Origin of the sequence: Tenacibaculum sp. E3R01, from assembly GCF_003318185.1 — a bacterium.
In the GTDB taxonomy this organism is placed as follows: Bacteria; Bacteroidota; Bacteroidia; order Flavobacteriales; family Flavobacteriaceae; genus Polaribacter; species Polaribacter halocynthiae.
Genome location: NZ_QOCC01000025.1, coordinates 324,318 through 341,338, shown reverse-complemented (window position 1 = coordinate 341,338; position 17,021 = coordinate 324,318). Strand labels below are relative to the sequence as shown.

The window sequence follows — 17,021 nt, the reverse complement described above, 5'->3', positions numbered from 1 at the left end:
CTATTAAAAACCATAGATTTTGTATACAAAATCTATGGTTTTTTTTATTACTAAAAGTGAAATTTCACAGTAATATTTTTAAACTTGAAAATTATAGATTAAAGAGTATTATAGTATATTTGCTATAGTTAAAACAACTAATAAATGAAACTTTTAGAAAATAAAACCGCAATTATAACTGGAGCAACCAGAGGTATTGGTAGAGGTATTGCCATAGAATTTGCAGCACAAGGAGCTAATGTTGCTTTCACATACAGTTCATCTGTAGATGCTGCTAAAGCATTAGAAAAAGAATTAACAGATTTAGGTGTAAAAGCTATAGGATACCAATCTAATGCAGCTGAATTTGATGCAGCTCAAGAATTAGCTAAAGATGTTTTAAAGGAATTTGGAACAATAGATATTTTGGTAAATAATGCTGGTATTACTAAAGATAATTTATTAATGCGTATTTCTGAAGATGATTTTGATAAGGTTATACAAGTTAACTTAAAATCTGTTTTTAATTTAACAAAAGCAGTTATTCGTCCAATGATGAAACAACGTGCAGGCTCAATTATTAATATGAGTTCTGTTGTAGGTTTAAAAGGAAATGCAGGGCAGGCAAATTATGCTGCTTCTAAAGCTGGTATTTTAGGTTTTTCTAAATCTGTAGCATTAGAGTTAGGTTCTAGAAATATAAGAAGTAATGTAGTTGCTCCTGGTTTTATTGAAACTGAAATGACTGCTAAGTTAGACGAGAAAGTAGTTGAAGGTTGGCGTAATGAAATTCCTTTAAAAAGAGGAGGAAGTCCTAAAGATATTGCAAATGCTTGTGTGTTTTTAGCATCAGATATGAGTGGCTATATTACAGGGCAAACATTATCAGTTGATGGAGGAATGCTTACATAGTATAAAATTTCCAAATTATCAATTTGTAATAAAATTTTATAAAAAAACCTATTTCAGTTTTGAAATAGGTTTTTTTATAATAATGATTCCTTTAATGTTTTATACCTTGTTCTACCAACAGGTAGGATATCATTGTTTTTTAACTCAATAGAGTATTTACTACCTGACTGAATTATTATTTCCTTAATCTCTATAATTTTAACCAAATAAGATTTATGAATGCGGTAAAAGGTTTGAGGTAATAGTTGAGAAAGTTTTTCTAAAGATTTATCATGTAGCTCTTTTTCTCCATTAGTTAGGTAAACTTCAGTGTATACACCAGCTCCCTTTATGTAGATTACTTCATTAATATTAATTAACTGAATCCCATTTCTTTTTTTTATTGCTAAAAACTGCAAATTTTCAGTAGTAACCTCTTCTTTTTTTATTATTCTATTAAAAGCTTGATCTAACCTAGATTTATTGAACGGTTTTGGTATAAAATCTAATACTCCGTATTCAAAAGCAGTTAAAGCTTCATGTTTATTAGCAGAAATAATAATGGTATGAAAATCTTCTGATACACTATTTTTTAAGATGTTAAATCCACTTTCACCGTTTAAATTCAAATCAAGTAAAACTAAATCAAGTTTGTTTTTTTTGATATGGTCTAGTCCTTCAGGTAATGAGTACAAACAAGTTATATTTTCTAAAGTATTTAAAAAGAATTCTTTGGTCATACGTTCAATTCTTTTTGCAATTCTTGATTCATCTTCAATAATTAAAATTCTCATATGTTGTTTATTTTAATTACATTTTTCCAACCATTATTTATAGAGTTAGAGGTAAATTCCCATGATTGACCATAGCTTTCAGTTAATCTTGCTTTAATGTATTTAAAACCAGTACCTCCAGCTTTACTTTTTACAGTATTTCTTATTTTACCATAGGTTATAAATGTGTATATTAAATTTTCATTAGTTGACTTTACACTTAATTTAAATTTCATAGTATTATTATTTAAAGGAGAACAGTGTGTAATTCCATTTTCAAGAAGTGTATGAATAACAGCAGGAGGAATGGTTTGAATTTTATCATTTATTACGCCTTCATCTTCCCAAAGATAATTCACTTCTTTTCTATATTTCATAACATTTAAATGACTTTTACATAGTTTTATTTCTTGAGATATTGGAATTAATTTTTCATTTTCAACTTGATTTAATACATCAAATTCCTCTGCTAGTGCTTCAATAAATTCCACACCTTTTTCAGGAGATTCTTCTACCCAATCTATTAAAGATGTTAATGTATTCATTAAAAAGTGAGGTTGAATATTCTTTTTTAGTAATTCATATTTCAATCGTGTAGACTCAGCTATTGAATACTCAAAGGCAACTCTTTGATCTTTTAGTTTTACAGATAATAAATAAAACATACATAAAGAAATGATACTAAAACTAACAAATAAACTAACATCATAAATTGAAATTTTATAAATGATAAAACTTAATATCAAGCCTATTAAAATAATAATAGCACTTTTTTGCTTTTTATAGATAGCATAAGAAATTATCATAGTTGAAGATAGCCACATCATCTGTGATAGAAAAAGAGCTGTTAAATCAAATGAATGAGAATAAAACCTATAGATTAACAATAAGAAAATAGCATACACTACTATAAATTTTTTAAAATGTTTGAAAGGAAACTGAATAGAAAAATAATAAGGAACCAAAAAAGAAATTAATAAGGTTAAGACACCAATTACTTTTAAACGAAGTATGAAATTTGAATAATGGATAGGTATGTAAAACTTAATATATTCCATAATAATTAGGAGAAAAAACAAAAGGCTAGATAAACTGAATAGCAACATTGTATATTGTTTTTTATCATTAATGAATAAAAAAAGATAGTAAATACAAGTGAGTAAAAATGCTCCTGCTAAAATGTTTATATAAATAGTATCTTTTAATTTATATGTTATTAGGTAATCATATTCTAATATATACGTATAAACATTTCGTGTATCTTTTTTTTCATAAAGTTGAGACATTCTTAGGGCTATAGAATGATTACCTTTATTAAGTAAGCTATTGGGTATAATAAAACTTTCATTGGTTGTCCCTATTTTTTCTCCTTTAAGTTCACTTCCAGGCACCCCATTTCTACCAATAAAAATTCCATCCCAATAAACTTCGTAGGCACCAAAAGAATGAATACCTAAACCAATTACCTGAAGAGAATCTGGAGATTTTGTGATATTAATTTCTTTTCTAGCCCAAAATATTTTGTCCTTTTTTGGAATTATCTTTTGTGTACTCCATTCGCTGTCATCATAATTTTTTTTAGCCCATAAACTATTGTCTCCAATTTTAAATAAAGTTTCTGAGACATCTGTCATAATATATCTACTATCATTTTTTGTATGATAGCATGAGCTAAAAAGAAGAAAGATAATTATGTAAAGTGCTTTTTTCATCTGACATATTTCTTACTGTAAAAATATAGTAAATAAAGGTGTTTTTAGAGTAGTTGACAAAACAATAGAGCAGTTTACATAAGAATATAAAAAAGAAGTAGGTAAAGTATTGAATTTTGAAGAAAATTAAAATATTCAAGTTATGAAGTTACTTATTACGTCTTTAAGTTTTTTGTTTATTAGTTTTTCAATTTATGCTCAAAAAAATACCGGCATAGGACAAATATCAGGTATAATAACAGACAGTATAAATGAACCTTTACCCTATGCTACAGTTGTATTAAAAAATATTAAAAAAGAAATTATTGAAGGAACTGTAACTGAAGAAAGAGGAAATTTTGTTTTTACTAAATTAAATAAAGGTGAGTATTTTTTAGAAATTCAATATATAGGTTTCATTTCTATAGAAAAATCAATAAAAATTTTTGATAATAAAAAAAGCATTGATCTAGGTAGCATTGCACTGAAAGAAGACTCTAAGACATTAGAAGAGGTTATTGTAAAAGGAGAAGCGTCTGAAGTTTCTTTAAAATTGGGTAAAAAAGTATTTAGGGTAGGTAAAGACATTACTACACAAGGAGGAGTTGCAACAGATGTTCTTAATAATGTGCCTTCCGTTAATGTAAGCCCTAATGGTACTATAAGTTTACGAGGAAATTCAAATGTTCAAATTTTAATTAATGGAAGAAGATCAGGTTTAACTCAGGCGCAAGCATTAGAGCAGTTATCTGCAGATGTTATAGAAAATATAGAGGTAATAACAAATCCTTCAGCAAAGTATGATGCTTCAGGTGGAGCTGGTATTATTAATATAATTCTAAAGAAAAATAGAAAATCAGGTTTAAATGGTCAGGTACGGTTGGTAGCAGGAATTCCAGATGATTATAGAGCTTTAGGAAATGTGAATTTCAAAACTAAAAAGTTTAATTTTTTTACAAACTTAGGAATTCGTTATACAAATTATGAAGGAGATTATTCAAAAAAGCAGGAAACAATAAAAAATGGAGTTACAACATATTTAACTCAAAATGAAGATGAAAATAGACATGATGATGGGAAGTTATTTTATTTTGGAACCGATTATTATTTAAATGCACAGAACACGATAACTCTAGCTTATTACAGGAATGAAACTGAAGATACTGATACAACATCATTAGATTATGATATTTCAACATCTATGAATATTAAAAACTCAATTTCCACCCTTGGAAATTCAAAAGAAAAAAGAGATTATAATCAATTAGAAGCCAATTACACTAAAGAATTCGATTCGAGTAACACTAAATTCACTATAGATTTTCAATACGACTTTTGGAACAGTAATAAAATTTGGAATTTGGAAACTGAACAAACCTATCCAATAAAAGCTCCAATAGCAACAATTCAAACTAGTGGTATAACAAATACTGATGATATTACCATTCAAACTGATTACACAACTACTACTGGAAAAAAAGGGCATTTAGAGTTTGGAGGAAAGTATGAAAACAGAAAAATTGTAAATGAATTTTTAGCTGAAGAATTAAAAAATGGAAGTTTTGAAATTATTAATGGGATCAATAATAAATTAAATTATAAAGAGAAGATAATTGCAGCTTACACTCAATATAATACTAAAATTAATAAATTTAATTTTCAATTCGGTTTGCGTTTAGAAGCAACAAAAGTATCTATAGGTAGTGAAATTAAACAATTAAATTTAAAAAATAATTATACGAATTTATTTCCTTCAGCAACTATTGGGTATGAGTTTAAAAATAACTTATCAGGGCAACTTAGTTATAGTAAAAGAATTAGAAGACCTTCTTTGTGGCAATTAAATCCCTTTTTGGAGTTAAAAGATTTTACAGCACGCTTTACTGGTAATCCTTTGTTACAACCAAGTTATACAGATTCATTTGAACTATCTTTTAACTATAGAAAAAAGAAATTTAGATTGAGTCCATCTCTTTATTATTCTGATACAAAAGATGTTTTTCAGTATGAAACTGTTGAAGATTCTCAAGGTGTATTTGTTCAATCTCCAATTAATTTAGAAAATGAAAAACGCTATGGTTTTGAGCTTTCTGGGTCATATAATCCATTAAAGTGGTTACGCTTTTCGGGAGATTTTAATGCTTATAATTATAAACAAACAGGAATTATAAATTCTTCAGATGCAACTATTTCTGATAAAACTTGGTTTGTAAATCTTTCAACAAGTATACAAATACCAAAAGGGGTAAGGCTACAAACAAGAATGTATCATATTGGAAAAAGAGTAAATGTACAAACTACTACATTACCAATAACTTATATGAACTTTGCAGTTAGTAAAAGTTTATTTAAAAATAATGGTAATCTTATATTAAATATTTCAAATCCATTTAATAGTAGTAAGGTTAGAGAAAATATTGTAGGAAGTAATTATAAAATAAATCAAATAAGAAATAGAAATGCTCAGAGATTTAGTCTAAGTTTTGTTTATAAATTTAATCAAAAACCTTCAGACAAAAATAGAAGTGCTAATAGAAGCAATAGGAATTAAAATAATATTAATTTCTATATTATTGAGTCCATAAAATTAATTTTTGTGGACTTTTTTTGATGCTAAAAGAACATAACTATAAATTACAAATATTTCAGAAATTAGAAATATTTGTTTATGAGTATATTATCTTATAAGATAAAAAAACGTTGTTTTATAAGAAGAAGTAATTATAAAAATGACAGTGAAAATTTTATATTTGTAGTAGAAATCGATGTTAAATCTACTCCATTTAAAAAAATGAGAGTTCTTAAAACAAGCAGATGTTATCATATGATACATACATTAAAAAAATAAAAATGAATTTTAAAAGTAAACGAACAACCCTGTTATTAATTATTTTAATTTTTATTCCTTTAATAAGTTTTGCTCATGGTGTAGATGATAAAACACAGATATTTTTATTAAATAATAAAGGAATAGCATTTGGTCCTTTTCTCTATATAGGAGCTAAACATATGGTTACAGGTTATGACCATTTACTTTTTTTAATTGGAGTGATATTCTTTTTGTACAAAACAAAAGAAATTATAACTTACATTACTTTTTTTACTATAGGACATAGTATAACACTTCTTATAGGGGTTTTAGCTAGCATTAATATCAATATATTTTTGATAGATGCAATTATTGCATTGTCAATAATTTATAAGGGATTTGATAACCTAGGAGGTTTTAAAACCTTTATAGGAAAACAACCTAATACTAAAAAAGCAGTATTAATTTTTGGTTTATTTCATGGTTTTGGATTAGCTTCTAAATTACAAGAGTTTGAGTTTGATAAAGATGGCCTTTTTGTAAACTTATTAGGATTTAATCTAGGAGTAGAAGTAGGTCAATTTTTAGCATTAGGTTTTGTTTTATTGTGTATTTCTTTTTGGAGACAATATGATAGTTATCTAAAATTTTCTAAAACTACTAATGTACTTTTAATGGCAGCTGGATTTTTATTATTAGGGTATCAATTAACAGGATATTTAACTTCTTAAAATACAAGTATGACAACAAACAATCAATCTTTAAACAGTAAAAAAAAGATATTAAAATCACTAATTCTAGCTTTCTTTATTGCGAGTATAGTACTCTTAGTAGCTGTTTTACCAGCTGAGTATGGCATTGACCCTTTAGGAACAGGAAAACTATTTGGCTTTAGTAAGTTACACAAAAAAGAAGTTGAAATGAATACTACTTCTGCTTCAAGTTTAAATTTTAATAAGATAACACTTGATGATGTAGGTTCTAGTTCTGATATAATAAAACCTATCGAAGCAAATAATGCTCCTCCTGAAAAGCAATTACCAAAAAGAGAAGATGTTATTAAAGTTATAGTTCCAGCAAAGAAAGGTATAGAGTACAAAGTTAAAATGCTAAAATATGGAAGTATGAAATATGAATGGTCAACAACTGATCAAATTGTTTTTACTGATTTTCATGGAGAAGTAAAACAAGATAATCCCCCAAAAGATGTTTTTTATGAAAGTTATACAGTAGCATACTCTAACAATATGGGAGGTACTTTAACAGCTCCTTTTGAAGGAAAACACGGTTGGTATTTTAAAAACCTTATTGACAATGATGTTGTTGTTGTTATTAAATTGAAAGGAGAATATGAATTGTTCAATTAATAAAAACTTATAGAGAATAAGGTTAAATACATAAAAAAGAGAGCTCAATTGAGCTCTCTTTTCAGTAAATATAAAATTAGTTTCTATTTTTTTCCAAATAAACCACCTAGTAAACCACCTAACAGTCCTCCACCAGAAGATTTTTGTTGATTACCACCACCTAATACCATTCCAGCAACATCATCAATTACACTACCATCACCATCAGCATCTAATATTTTTTCTAGGAAGCTTTGTTCTTTTTGAGTTGAGTTTCCTCCTAATAAACCACCAAGTAAACCTCCTAAATCACCAGAGTTACTAACTCCATTTTGGCGAGATTGTTTACCTAAAACACCCATTAAAATAGGGGCAGCTACTTTTAAAATATTAGCAACAGATCCAGAATCTATTCCTGCTTTTTGGCCAATAACTTGTTCAACACCTTGTTGTTTATTCCCTAAGATATGACCTAGTATATTACCACCATCTTGAACTACATTTTTATCAACACCACCATTAAATAAATCACCAAGATTATCTAAAATACTTCCATCATGTTTTTTCGTAATGGCACCCATTAAACCTTCAGCTCCTTCAGGAGTTGACGCATTTCGTTGCATTGCTTTCATTAAAACTGGTAATGCCATAGTTAAAACACTACTAGTTTTATTAGTGTCTTGTCCTGTAGATCCAGCAACACCTGATATAATTGTTTTACCTAAGTCACTGCCTAATAAGTCTAAAATACCTGCCATTTCTTGTTTGATTTATTTAAAATGTTAAAAATTGTTTCTATATACTGAGACACAAGATACAAATTTAAAGTCACACTTTTTTTAAATAATTATTTATACTTTTAGCATCTAGAATAAATAACTTAAACTTATATGAAAAAATTAGCGCTACATTGGCAAATCTTAATAGGTATGCTTTTAGGAATTCTTTTCGGATTTTTAGCATTACAATTAGGATGGAACAATTTTGTGTCTGATTGGATAAAGCCTCTCGGAACTATTTTTGTAAAACTATTAAAATTAATAGCTGTTCCATTAATAGTAGCATCTCTTATTAAAGGTATATCTGATTTAAAAGATATTTCTAAGTTTAAAAATATAGGAGTTAGAACAATTATAATTTATATAGGTACAACTGTAGCAGCAATTACTATAGGTTTAGTTTTAGTTAATGTAATTGAGCCTGGTGATGGTATCTCACAAGAAACAGTTGATAAATTAACAAATACATATGCTAAAAGCTCAAGTATTACTGCAAAAATAACTGAAGCAGGAAAGCAAAAGAATAGTGGTCCATTACAATTTGTTGTAGATATGGTGCCTGATAATGCTATGAAAGCTATGGGTAATAATAAAGCAATGCTTCAAGTTATCTTTTTTACTATTTTTTTAGGTATATCTATGTTATTGATAGGAGAGAAGAAAGCAAAACCATTAAAAGATTTTTTTGATAGTTTAAATGATGCGATTCTTAAAATGGTAGATTTAATTATGTTAATATCACCATTTGCTGTTTTTGCGTTATTAGCAAATGTAGTAGTTACTTCAGGTGACCCAGATATATTATTAGCATTATTAAAATATGCAGGTGTAGTAGTATTTGGATTATTAATAATGATTGTTTTCTACTGTGTTTTAGTTAGTGTGTATACGAAGAAAAGCCCATTGTGGTTTTTAAAACAATTGAGTCCTGCTCAATTATTAGCTTTTTCAACAAGTTCAAGTGCAGCAACATTACCAGTTACTATGGAACGTGTTGAAGAACATATAGGAGTAGATAAAGAGGTATCTAGTTTTGTATTACCAGTTGGGGCAACTATTAATATGGATGGAACAAGTTTATATCAAGCTGTTGCAGCTGTATTTGTTATGCAAGTATTGTGGCCAGAAGGATTAGGATTTGCAAATCAAATGTCTATTGTATTAACAGCTTTATTAGCCTCAATAGGAAGTGCTGCAGTTCCAGGTGCAGGTATGGTAATGCTAGTTATAGTATTAGAATCTATAGGATTTCCAAAAGATTTATATCCAGTAGCTTTAGCATTGATTTTTGCAGTTGACAGGCCTTTAGATATGTTACGTACAACAATAAACGTAACTGGTGATGCAACAGTTTCTATGATTGTAGCTAAATCTGTTGGAAAGTTAGGTGATCCGAAACCAAAAAATTGGGATGATCATTATGAACAAGTTAAGTAATTATAATTAATATATAACATTACAAGTTAATCAAAATGAATATATGCTTTTTAATGTATTCTTGGGAAGAAATAGATCCTGAGAAAGACTCAACTTTAACACTAATACATGAATGTGTGAAAAGAGGGCATGGAGTAGCAATTTGTACACCCTCAAATTTAACTATACGTAATAGTGTTACAAATGCATTTTGTTCAATTATTAATAGACTAGAAAAAGTACCATCAAGTATAAAGTCATTTTATAAAAAAGTTACACTTAGAGAGGAAATGCTTCCCTTAGCTGGCTTTGATGCTATTTTCATGAGAGGAAATCCACCTTTAGATCCTTTAATGCTAAATTTTCTTGATTCTGTTAAAGATGATGTCTTTATAATTAATTCTGTAGAAGGAATGCGGGAAGCTAATAATAAGTTGTATACTGCAGTTTTTGAAGATCCAAATAATGAAATAATACCTGTTACTCATGTATCTAAAAACAAAGATTATTTAATTAAAATGATTGAAGAATCACCTTGCGATAAAATGATTTTAAAACCTTTAAATGGTTATGGTGGTTCTGGAGTTATTTTAATAGAAAAATCGGCAATGAGTAATATTAATTCGTTACTTGATTTTTATATATACAAAAGTGATGGATCTTCTGATTATGTAATACTTCAAGATTATATTGAAGGAGCTGATAAAGGGGATGTAAGAATATTATTACTTAATGGAAAACCTATAGGTTCAATGAAACGGATTCCTGGTGATAAAGATCATCGTTCTAATATTACAGCAGGTGGAAGGGTAGAAAAACATAAACTTACGGCAGCAGAAAAAGTTTTATGTAATAAAATAGGCCCAAAACTGGTAAAAGACGGATTGTATTTTGTAGGTATTGATGTAATTGGAGGTAAACTTGTAGAGGTTAATGTAATGAGCCCAGGAGGTATTACCTACATAAATAAAGTGTCAAAAGTAAAAATTCAAGAAAAAGTAATTGACTTTTTAGAAAGTAAAGTGTTAGAAAAAAATGCATCATTCAGAAGAATGACAGATTTAAAGCGTAGAGTAGATGAAGCTTAAAATTAATCAGCCTATAGTAGAGGTTGAATGGTTACAAAATAATTTTACCGCTGAAAATTTAATAATTTTAGACGCAACAATTAAAAAAGTTACAACTAAAAATAAGATGATAGATCAAAAAAAACAGATTGTAAATGCTGTTTTTTTTGATCTTAAAAATGTATTCTTAAAAAAAGAAGCAAAATACCCTAATACCTTACCTTCTGAAGAAAATTTTGAAAAAGAGGTTCGTAAACTTGGGATAAATAATAATAGTTGTATTGTGGTTTATGACGATATAGGAATGTATTCATCTCCTAGAGTTTGGTGGCTGTTTAAAACTTTTGGTTTTAACAATATAACTGTTTTAAATGGTGGTTTACCAGCTTGGAAAAAAGCTGGTTTAATAACAGAAAAACCTAAAGAAAGAGAACTTTTTATTGGAGATTTTCAAGCCAATTTTCAACCAGATAAAGTTAGTTATACTGAAGAAGTTATAGAAGCCTCAGTAAATAATAAAAAATTTATTTTAGATGCTCGTTCGAAAGGTAGATTTGAAGCTAATGAACCTGAACCTAGAGTAGATTTAAGAGGGGGACATATACCAACATCCTATAGTTTACCATATACAGAGGTACAAAAGAATAGTAAAATGAAAAGTAAAGATGAACTTAAAGTTCTTTTTGCTAAAAAAAATAATAATGATTTTCCAATAATTTTTACTTGTGGTTCAGGAATAACTGCTTGTATATTAGCTTTGGCTGCAGATATAGCAGAAATTAAAAATTATACTATATATGATGGTTCATGGACGGAATGGGCTAGTAGATTAGAGTTACCTATTGAAAAATAATAATGATTATGAGTTGGACTAAAGAAGAGTTTAGAACCTATGTGCTATTGTTTGTAGCCCATTGTAACTATATAGAAACAAAAGAAGAAAGCGAATATATAATTTCAACTATTAATGAGGATTTATATAATAAAATTCATACTGAAATAGTAATGGATGCTGATGAAGAAGTCAAATTGCTAAAGGTACGTGAATATTTAGAAGATAATAGTTACTCTGAGAATGATAAAAAATTACTACTTGAAGATATTAAGAAAGTAATTTTTGCAGATGGAACTGTTGATATATTAGAAAAGAAGGCATATGCTTTTTTAAAGAAAATTTTAAGTTGATGGAAAAGTTAACCATTGAACAAATAGTTTTAAAAATTGAATCTGAAGATGTTTTTGAAGCGGTTTGTAGTGATTATTCTTTTACACTAAAAATAGATAAATATGTTCCTTATGTTTGTGGTGCTGTTCATGATGGTCATCAATTCAGAAAAGAATTATGGAATAATTGTTTGCATACCGAATATGAACGTTGGTATGAAGAAGATCCAGCAACAAAGCAAATGATTCAATCACATCCTATTGTAATTGCAGGATTAGACTCACGGTTTGAATACGACTTAAATAGAACTCCAGAAACAGCTATTTATTCAGATGCTTGGGGAAAAGAATTATGGAAAGAACCATTACAAGAAGAATTGAAAGTTAAAAGTTTAATAAAACACATGAACTTTTATAAAATAGTAGGTGTTTTAATTTCAAAAATTGAAAATAAATTTGGAACTTGTATAGTTTATGATATGCATTCATATAACTGGAAAAGATGGGATAGAGAAGTACCTACATGGAATTTAGGGACTTTAAATATTAATAATAAAAAGTTTATTGATGAAATAGAATCATGGAGAACTATTTTAGAGAAAATGCCGTTGCCAAATGGTATAAAATCAACAGCTAAAATAAATGATACATTTCAGGGTAATGGATATTTTTTAAAATATATTACTCAAAATTTCAAAAACACATTGGTTTTAGCTACCGAGATAGCTAAAATTTATTGTGACGAGTTAGAGCAAATAATGTATCCAGAAGTAGTTTTAGCTGTAGAAAAATATTTAGAAGTAGGCTTAAAAAAACATGCAGAAGCTTTTTATCTAAAATACAAATAATAAAATACAAAACCTTTTAAAGGAGTCTTACAATTAATCATATGCAAGTAGCAAGTACAGCACTTTTTAAAATAGATAAGAAAATAGATAAACTTGTTAAGAAAATAGAACTTTTAAATTATGTAAATCCAATAAATATAGAAGAAGAGAAAAAACGTTTTTTTAAATCTAAATATTTAACTGACCCAGTTTTTAAATATCCAAAAAGAGATTTTGATAAATTTAAAATTCATCAAAAATTTTTCACACAGCCTTTAGAATCTATAGAAAATGAGCAGATTAGAGATTTATATGAAGATATTATTTATTTCTATTCAGGTATAGTAAGATGTATTGAAACTGTAGGAAAAGGTAAAAGGTTTTATTATAATAGTTTACATTCTTTTGGAACACCTACAGAGCAAGATGTTGAAAATGCAAAATTTATATTACATTTTGAAGAAGAAAACAAAAAAGATAAAATATTTAAACCAAAGTATACATCAGAAGAAGCTACATCTATTTTTAAAGAATATGCTAACCGATATGATTTCTCATTCAATATAAAAGAATCTTCAGCCATGGGAGCAATAGCTATGGTTTTAAATAATATTCAAACTTTAGTGTTAAATAGTAATCATAGATTCTCAAAAAATGAAATGGGAATTCTAACCAATCATGAAATAGGTGTACATATGGTTACAACTATGAATGGTTTATTACACAAATTAAAAATATTTTCACATGGCTTTCCTAATAATGAAGAAACTCAAGAAGGTTTAGCAGTATTTAGTGAATACATGTCTGGTAATTTAACTATAAAACGATTAAAAGAACTAGCTTATAGAGTTATAGCTGTAGATAGTTTAGCTAAAGGGTATTCTTTTTCAAGAACATTTAGAATGTTACATAATACATACGATTTGGGAAAAGAACAAGCTTTTTATATTACAACAAGAGTGCATCGAGGAGGAGGATTGACAAAAGATTATTTATATTTAACTGGATTAAAAAAAATATACGATTATTATAAGTCAGGAAAAGACCTAAATTTGTTAATAACAGGGAAAGTTTCTTTAGAGTATTTAGAAGATATTAAATATTTAATAAAAAACAAATATGCAGTGCCTCCTATACATATAACAGATGCTTACGCAGAAAACTTAAATACAAATAAAACTCTAGATTTTATTCTTGAAAACTTAAAATAATAATTATAATAACTTTTTAACATCCTGTTTTAAAAAAGTAACCACCATTTCTGTAGGGTTTTCTTCCTTGCTATAATCAATTAAAACATTTTCACGTAAATCTTTTGAGGTTTCTGAGCTTTCTGCAACTTTTCTTAATTTAGCTATGATTGCTAATTTAGATGTTAACACAGCTTTCCAACTATTATCTGAAATATAAAGTTGTTGAACTAAATTGTGTTCAAACTCCTGTTCAATACTTGCTATAAGCAATTGTAAATAATCTTCGGTTTTATTCCCAATAGGATTAACACGAACTAATAATTTTGTAGGATTTATACGCTCACAAAACAATAACATTCTTTCGTAAGCTTGTAATTTTATAGGTAAGCTTTCTTTTTTCTTTTGAATTAAAGCATTAAATTTCTTCTCGTTATTATCTTGCTTAATAAAAGCACTTAAAATAAAATAAGCAACTCCTCCTGTTACTAATGCAGGCAAAGCATATGCCAGTCCTTCAATAATTTTATCTTCCATCTTAAAATATAGATTCTATGAAACGCTAATATACAAGTCTTCTTTAAAAACCAAATATAAAAATATAAAAATAGGATCAGAAAAAACATCTAAAAAAGTAAATAATAGACTGTGAATAAAAAAATGCCAACATATTTTATAAAACCTAAAAGAATGGTTAATTTTCCGTTTTTAAATTCTTTCAATTTATATTTCTTTGAACACTTATTTAGAGCAACTTAACGAACCACAAAGAGCAGCCGTTTTACAAAAAGATGGCCCAATGATAATTATTGCAGGAGCAGGGTCTGGTAAAACACGTGTGTTAACCTTTCGGATTGCACATTTAATGCAAGGAGGTGTCGATTCTTTTAACATTTTATCACTAACATTTACAAATAAGGCAGCTCGTGAAATGAAAGAGCGTATTGGTAGTGTTGTAGGATACAGTGAAGCGAAAAACTTATGGATGGGAACATTTCACTCTGTTTTTGCGCGTATTTTAAGGTCTGAGTCTGATAAACTTGGATACCCTTCAAATTTTACAATTTACGATTCTCAAGATTCAGTACGTTTAATAACTGCAATTATTAAAGAAATGAACTTGGATAAAGACCGATACAAGCCAAAGCAAATATTAGGTAGAATATCATCATTTAAAAATAGTTTGATTACTGTTAGAGCTTATTTTAATAATTCAGATTTACAAGAAGCAGACTTACAAGCAAGCAGACCAAAAGTAGGGGAGATATATAAAGAATATGTTGATAGGTGTTTTAAGTCTGGAGCAATGGACTTTGATGATTTACTATTAAGAACGAATGAGTTATTAGCGCGTTTTCCAGAAGTGTTAGCTAAATATCAAGATCGTTTTAGATATATTATGGTTGATGAGTATCAAGATACCAATCATTCGCAATATTTAATAGTAAGAGCATTAGCAGACCGTTTTCAAAATATATGTGTTGTTGGTGATGATTCACAAAGTATTTATAGTTTCCGTGGTGCTAACATCAATAACATTTTGAATTTTCAAAAAGATTATCCAGATGTTAAAACGTTTAAATTAGAACAAAATTATCGGTCTACAAATAATATTGTAGAAGCTGCAAATAGTGTTATTGATAAAAATAAAACGAAGCTAGATAAAGAGGTATGGACAGCAAATGATCCCGGAGAAAGTATTAAAATCATGCGAACTATTTCTGATGGAGAGGAAGGAAGATTTGTAGCTCAATCTATCTGGGAAAATCAAATGAATCATCAATTAACAAACAATGATTTTGCAATTTTATATAGAACCAATGCTCAGTCAAGAGCAATGGAAGATGCTTTAAGAAAGAAAGATATTAAGTATAAAATTTATGGAGGTATTTCATTTTATCAACGTAAAGAAATTAAAGATTTATTATCTTATTTACGCATACTAATAAATCCAAATGATGAAGAAGCTTTAAAAAGAATTATTAATTACCCTGCACGTGGTATTGGTGCTACAACTCTTGATAAATTAGCAATAGCTGCTAATCATTATAAAAAGTCAATTTTTGATATTATTAAGCATATTGACAAAATAGATATTAAAATAAATTCTGGAACAAAAACAAAGTTGCAAAATTTTATAAATATGATGCAACGATTGCAAATTGAAGCACAAACTAAAAATGCATTTGAAATGGCAGATTTAGTAGTGAAACAAACGCAATTAGTTAAAGATTTACAAAAAGACGGTACACCTGAAGGTGTTAATAAAGTTGAAAATGTTCAAGAATTATTAAATGGTATTAAGGATTTTATAACAGATAAAATTGAAACCGGAGAAGATGCATCACTTACTTCATTTTTAGAAGATGTAGCTTTAGCAACTGATTTTGATAGTGAAAAAGATGATACACCTAGAGTCTCATTAATGACTATACATTTATCTAAAGGTTTAGAGTACCCTTATGTTTATATAGTTGGTTTAGAAGAAAGTTTATTTCCTTCAGCCATGAGTATGAATACACGAAATGAATTAGAAGAAGAAAGACGCTTGTTTTATGTAGCACTTACAAGAGCTGAAAAAGTAGCTTATTTAACTTATGCACAAACACGTTATAGATGGGGTAAACTTACTGATGGTGAACCAAGTCGTTTTTTAGAAGAAATTGATGAAAAGTATGTTGAATATCTGGCACCAAAAGTACCTGAACCTTCAGCGAATAGATTTATAGATGCAAGTTTATTTGGAGATGAAAATTCATCTAAAAAAATTAGATTTCAAAAACCAATTCAAAAGAAGAGAAAAGAATTTTTAGCTAAGAAGGAAAAAGCAACAATGGTACCTCCGAAAAGTAAAATGAAAAAGGTGTCAGAAGCTACTTCAAAAACTAATTTGTTTGATGGTGAAATTGTAGTTGGAAATATTGTTGAACATAACCGTTTTGGAACTGGTAAAGTACTGGCATTAGACGGTAAAGGACCCAATAAAAAAGCCGAGATTGAGTTTGGAACTGTAGGTAAAAAGAAATTATTATTACAATTCGCAAAATTAAAAGTAATAGGATAAGTTATTCATAATAATTACTTATTTT

The 17,021-nt window shown here is 28.0% G+C and carries 15 protein-coding genes; 11 read left to right on the top strand and 4 right to left on the bottom strand.

The features are described 5' to 3' along the window. Window positions 1-144: 144 nt before the first annotated feature. The gene (gene fabG, locus DS884_RS14170) at window positions 145-891 is read left to right on the top strand and encodes a 3-oxoacyl-[acyl-carrier-protein] reductase (protein WP_113787203.1); all 747 of its coding nucleotides are present in this window, start codon (window positions 145-147) and stop codon (window positions 889-891) included. A 74-nt stretch (window positions 892-965) separates the two neighbouring features. On the opposite strand, the gene DS884_RS14165 is transcribed toward fabG, so the two are convergent. Together DS884_RS14165 and DS884_RS14160 are read right to left on the bottom strand one after the other, a co-directional pair. Further along, window positions 966-1,664, bottom strand: coding sequence for a LytR/AlgR family response regulator transcription factor (locus tag DS884_RS14165; protein WP_113787202.1), 699 nt, complete (start codon window positions 1,662-1,664; stop codon window positions 966-968). Then, the gene (locus DS884_RS14160) at window positions 1,661-3,355 is read right to left on the bottom strand and encodes a histidine kinase (RefSeq protein WP_113787201.1); all 1,695 of its coding nucleotides are present in this window, start codon (window positions 3,353-3,355) and stop codon (window positions 1,661-1,663) included. The genes DS884_RS14165 and DS884_RS14160 overlap by 4 nt, the downstream gene beginning before the upstream one ends. A 142-nt stretch (window positions 3,356-3,497) precedes the next feature. Here DS884_RS14160 and DS884_RS14155 point away from each other — a divergent pair, with 142 nt between their 5' ends. The 3 genes from DS884_RS14155 (at window position 3,498) to DS884_RS14140 (ending at window position 7,510) form a co-directional block, all read left to right on the top strand. Beyond that, window positions 3,498-5,885: a TonB-dependent receptor domain-containing protein gene (locus tag DS884_RS14155; RefSeq protein WP_113787200.1), complete on the top strand. Its 2,388-nt coding sequence runs from the start codon at window positions 3,498-3,500 to the stop codon at window positions 5,883-5,885. A gap of 299 nt (window positions 5,886-6,184) precedes the next feature. After that, entirely contained in the window at window positions 6,185-6,874 is a 690-nt protein-coding gene (locus DS884_RS14145) for a HupE/UreJ family protein (protein ID WP_113787312.1), read from the top strand. 9 nt (window positions 6,875-6,883) lie between these two features. After that, window positions 6,884-7,510, top strand: coding sequence for a hypothetical protein (locus tag DS884_RS14140; RefSeq protein ID WP_113787199.1), 627 nt, complete (start codon window positions 6,884-6,886; stop codon window positions 7,508-7,510). Window positions 7,511-7,593: 83 nt separating this feature from the next. Here the strand turns inward: DS884_RS14140 and DS884_RS14135 are convergent, their stop codons facing one another. Further along, window positions 7,594-8,247, bottom strand: a complete 654-nt coding sequence (locus DS884_RS14135) for a DUF937 domain-containing protein (RefSeq protein ID WP_093871262.1) — start codon at window positions 8,245-8,247, stop codon at window positions 7,594-7,596. 132 nt (window positions 8,248-8,379) lie between these two features. Between DS884_RS14135 and DS884_RS14130 the strand changes: the two genes are divergently transcribed. From DS884_RS14130 to DS884_RS14105, 6 genes are read left to right on the top strand one after another with little or no spacing between them, the layout of a single operon-like run. Beyond that, entirely contained in the window at window positions 8,380-9,705 is a 1,326-nt protein-coding gene (locus tag DS884_RS14130; protein WP_093871261.1) for a dicarboxylate/amino acid:cation symporter, read from the top strand. Between the two features lie 35 nt (window positions 9,706-9,740). Continuing rightward, window positions 9,741-10,772 (top strand): glutathione synthase, encoded by a 1,032-nt coding sequence (gene gshB / locus DS884_RS14125; RefSeq protein ID WP_093871260.1) that lies wholly within the window; start codon window positions 9,741-9,743, stop codon window positions 10,770-10,772. Beyond that, entirely contained in the window at window positions 10,762-11,604 is an 843-nt protein-coding gene (locus DS884_RS14120) for a sulfurtransferase (RefSeq protein ID WP_113787198.1), read from the top strand. Before gshB ends, DS884_RS14120 begins: the two co-directional genes overlap by 11 nt. Window positions 11,605-11,612: 8 nt before the next feature. Then, a complete protein-coding gene (locus DS884_RS14115; RefSeq protein ID WP_147239414.1) occupies window positions 11,613-11,936 on the top strand; it encodes a hypothetical protein in 324 nt (107 codons plus the stop codon). Continuing rightward, entirely contained in the window at window positions 11,936-12,763 is an 828-nt protein-coding gene (locus tag DS884_RS14110; RefSeq protein ID WP_093871257.1) for an N-formylglutamate amidohydrolase, read from the top strand. Before DS884_RS14115 ends, DS884_RS14110 begins: the two co-directional genes overlap by 1 nt. A gap of 41 nt (window positions 12,764-12,804) precedes the next feature. Further along, window positions 12,805-13,953: a flavohemoglobin expression-modulating QEGLA motif protein gene (locus tag DS884_RS14105; protein WP_093871256.1), complete on the top strand. Its 1,149-nt coding sequence runs from the start codon at window positions 12,805-12,807 to the stop codon at window positions 13,951-13,953. Between the two features lie 3 nt (window positions 13,954-13,956). Here the strand turns inward: DS884_RS14105 and DS884_RS14100 are convergent, their stop codons facing one another. Next, the gene (locus DS884_RS14100; RefSeq protein WP_093871255.1) at window positions 13,957-14,469 is read right to left on the bottom strand and encodes a hypothetical protein; all 513 of its coding nucleotides are present in this window, start codon (window positions 14,467-14,469) and stop codon (window positions 13,957-13,959) included. A 196-nt stretch (window positions 14,470-14,665) separates the two neighbouring features. On the opposite strand from DS884_RS14100, the gene DS884_RS14095 reads away from it, so the two are divergent. Beyond that, the gene (locus DS884_RS14095) at window positions 14,666-16,996 is read left to right on the top strand and encodes an ATP-dependent helicase (RefSeq protein WP_113787196.1); all 2,331 of its coding nucleotides are present in this window, start codon (window positions 14,666-14,668) and stop codon (window positions 16,994-16,996) included. The last annotated feature ends 25 nt before the right edge of the window (window positions 16,997-17,021 follow it).

Excerpts from the sequence above, each read along its gene's own strand:
- fabG (WP_113787203.1), top strand. The coding sequence starts at position 145 with ATGAAACTTTTAGAAAATAAAACCGCAATTATAACTGGAGCAACCAGA.
- DS884_RS14165 (WP_113787202.1), bottom strand. The coding sequence starts at position 1,664 with ATGAGAATTTTAATTATTGAAGATGAATCAAGAATTGCAAAAAGAATT.
- DS884_RS14160 (WP_113787201.1), bottom strand. The coding sequence starts at position 3,355 with ATGAAAAAAGCACTTTACATAATTATCTTTCTTCTTTTTAGCTCATGC.
- DS884_RS14155 (WP_113787200.1), top strand. The coding sequence starts at position 3,498 with ATGAAGTTACTTATTACGTCTTTAAGTTTTTTGTTTATTAGTTTTTCA.
- DS884_RS14145 (WP_113787312.1), top strand. The coding sequence starts at position 6,185 with ATGAATTTTAAAAGTAAACGAACAACCCTGTTATTAATTATTTTAATT.
- DS884_RS14140 (WP_113787199.1), top strand. The coding sequence starts at position 6,884 with ATGACAACAAACAATCAATCTTTAAACAGTAAAAAAAAGATATTAAAA.
- DS884_RS14135 (WP_093871262.1), bottom strand. The coding sequence starts at position 8,247 with ATGGCAGGTATTTTAGACTTATTAGGCAGTGACTTAGGTAAAACAATT.
- DS884_RS14130 (WP_093871261.1), top strand. The coding sequence starts at position 8,380 with ATGAAAAAATTAGCGCTACATTGGCAAATCTTAATAGGTATGCTTTTA.
- gshB (WP_093871260.1), top strand. The coding sequence starts at position 9,741 with ATGAATATATGCTTTTTAATGTATTCTTGGGAAGAAATAGATCCTGAG.
- DS884_RS14120 (WP_113787198.1), top strand. The coding sequence starts at position 10,762 with ATGAAGCTTAAAATTAATCAGCCTATAGTAGAGGTTGAATGGTTACAA.
- DS884_RS14115 (WP_147239414.1), top strand. The coding sequence starts at position 11,613 with ATGAGTTGGACTAAAGAAGAGTTTAGAACCTATGTGCTATTGTTTGTA.
- DS884_RS14110 (WP_093871257.1), top strand. The coding sequence starts at position 11,936 with ATGGAAAAGTTAACCATTGAACAAATAGTTTTAAAAATTGAATCTGAA.
- DS884_RS14105 (WP_093871256.1), top strand. The coding sequence starts at position 12,805 with ATGCAAGTAGCAAGTACAGCACTTTTTAAAATAGATAAGAAAATAGAT.
- DS884_RS14100 (WP_093871255.1), bottom strand. The coding sequence starts at position 14,469 with ATGGAAGATAAAATTATTGAAGGACTGGCATATGCTTTGCCTGCATTA.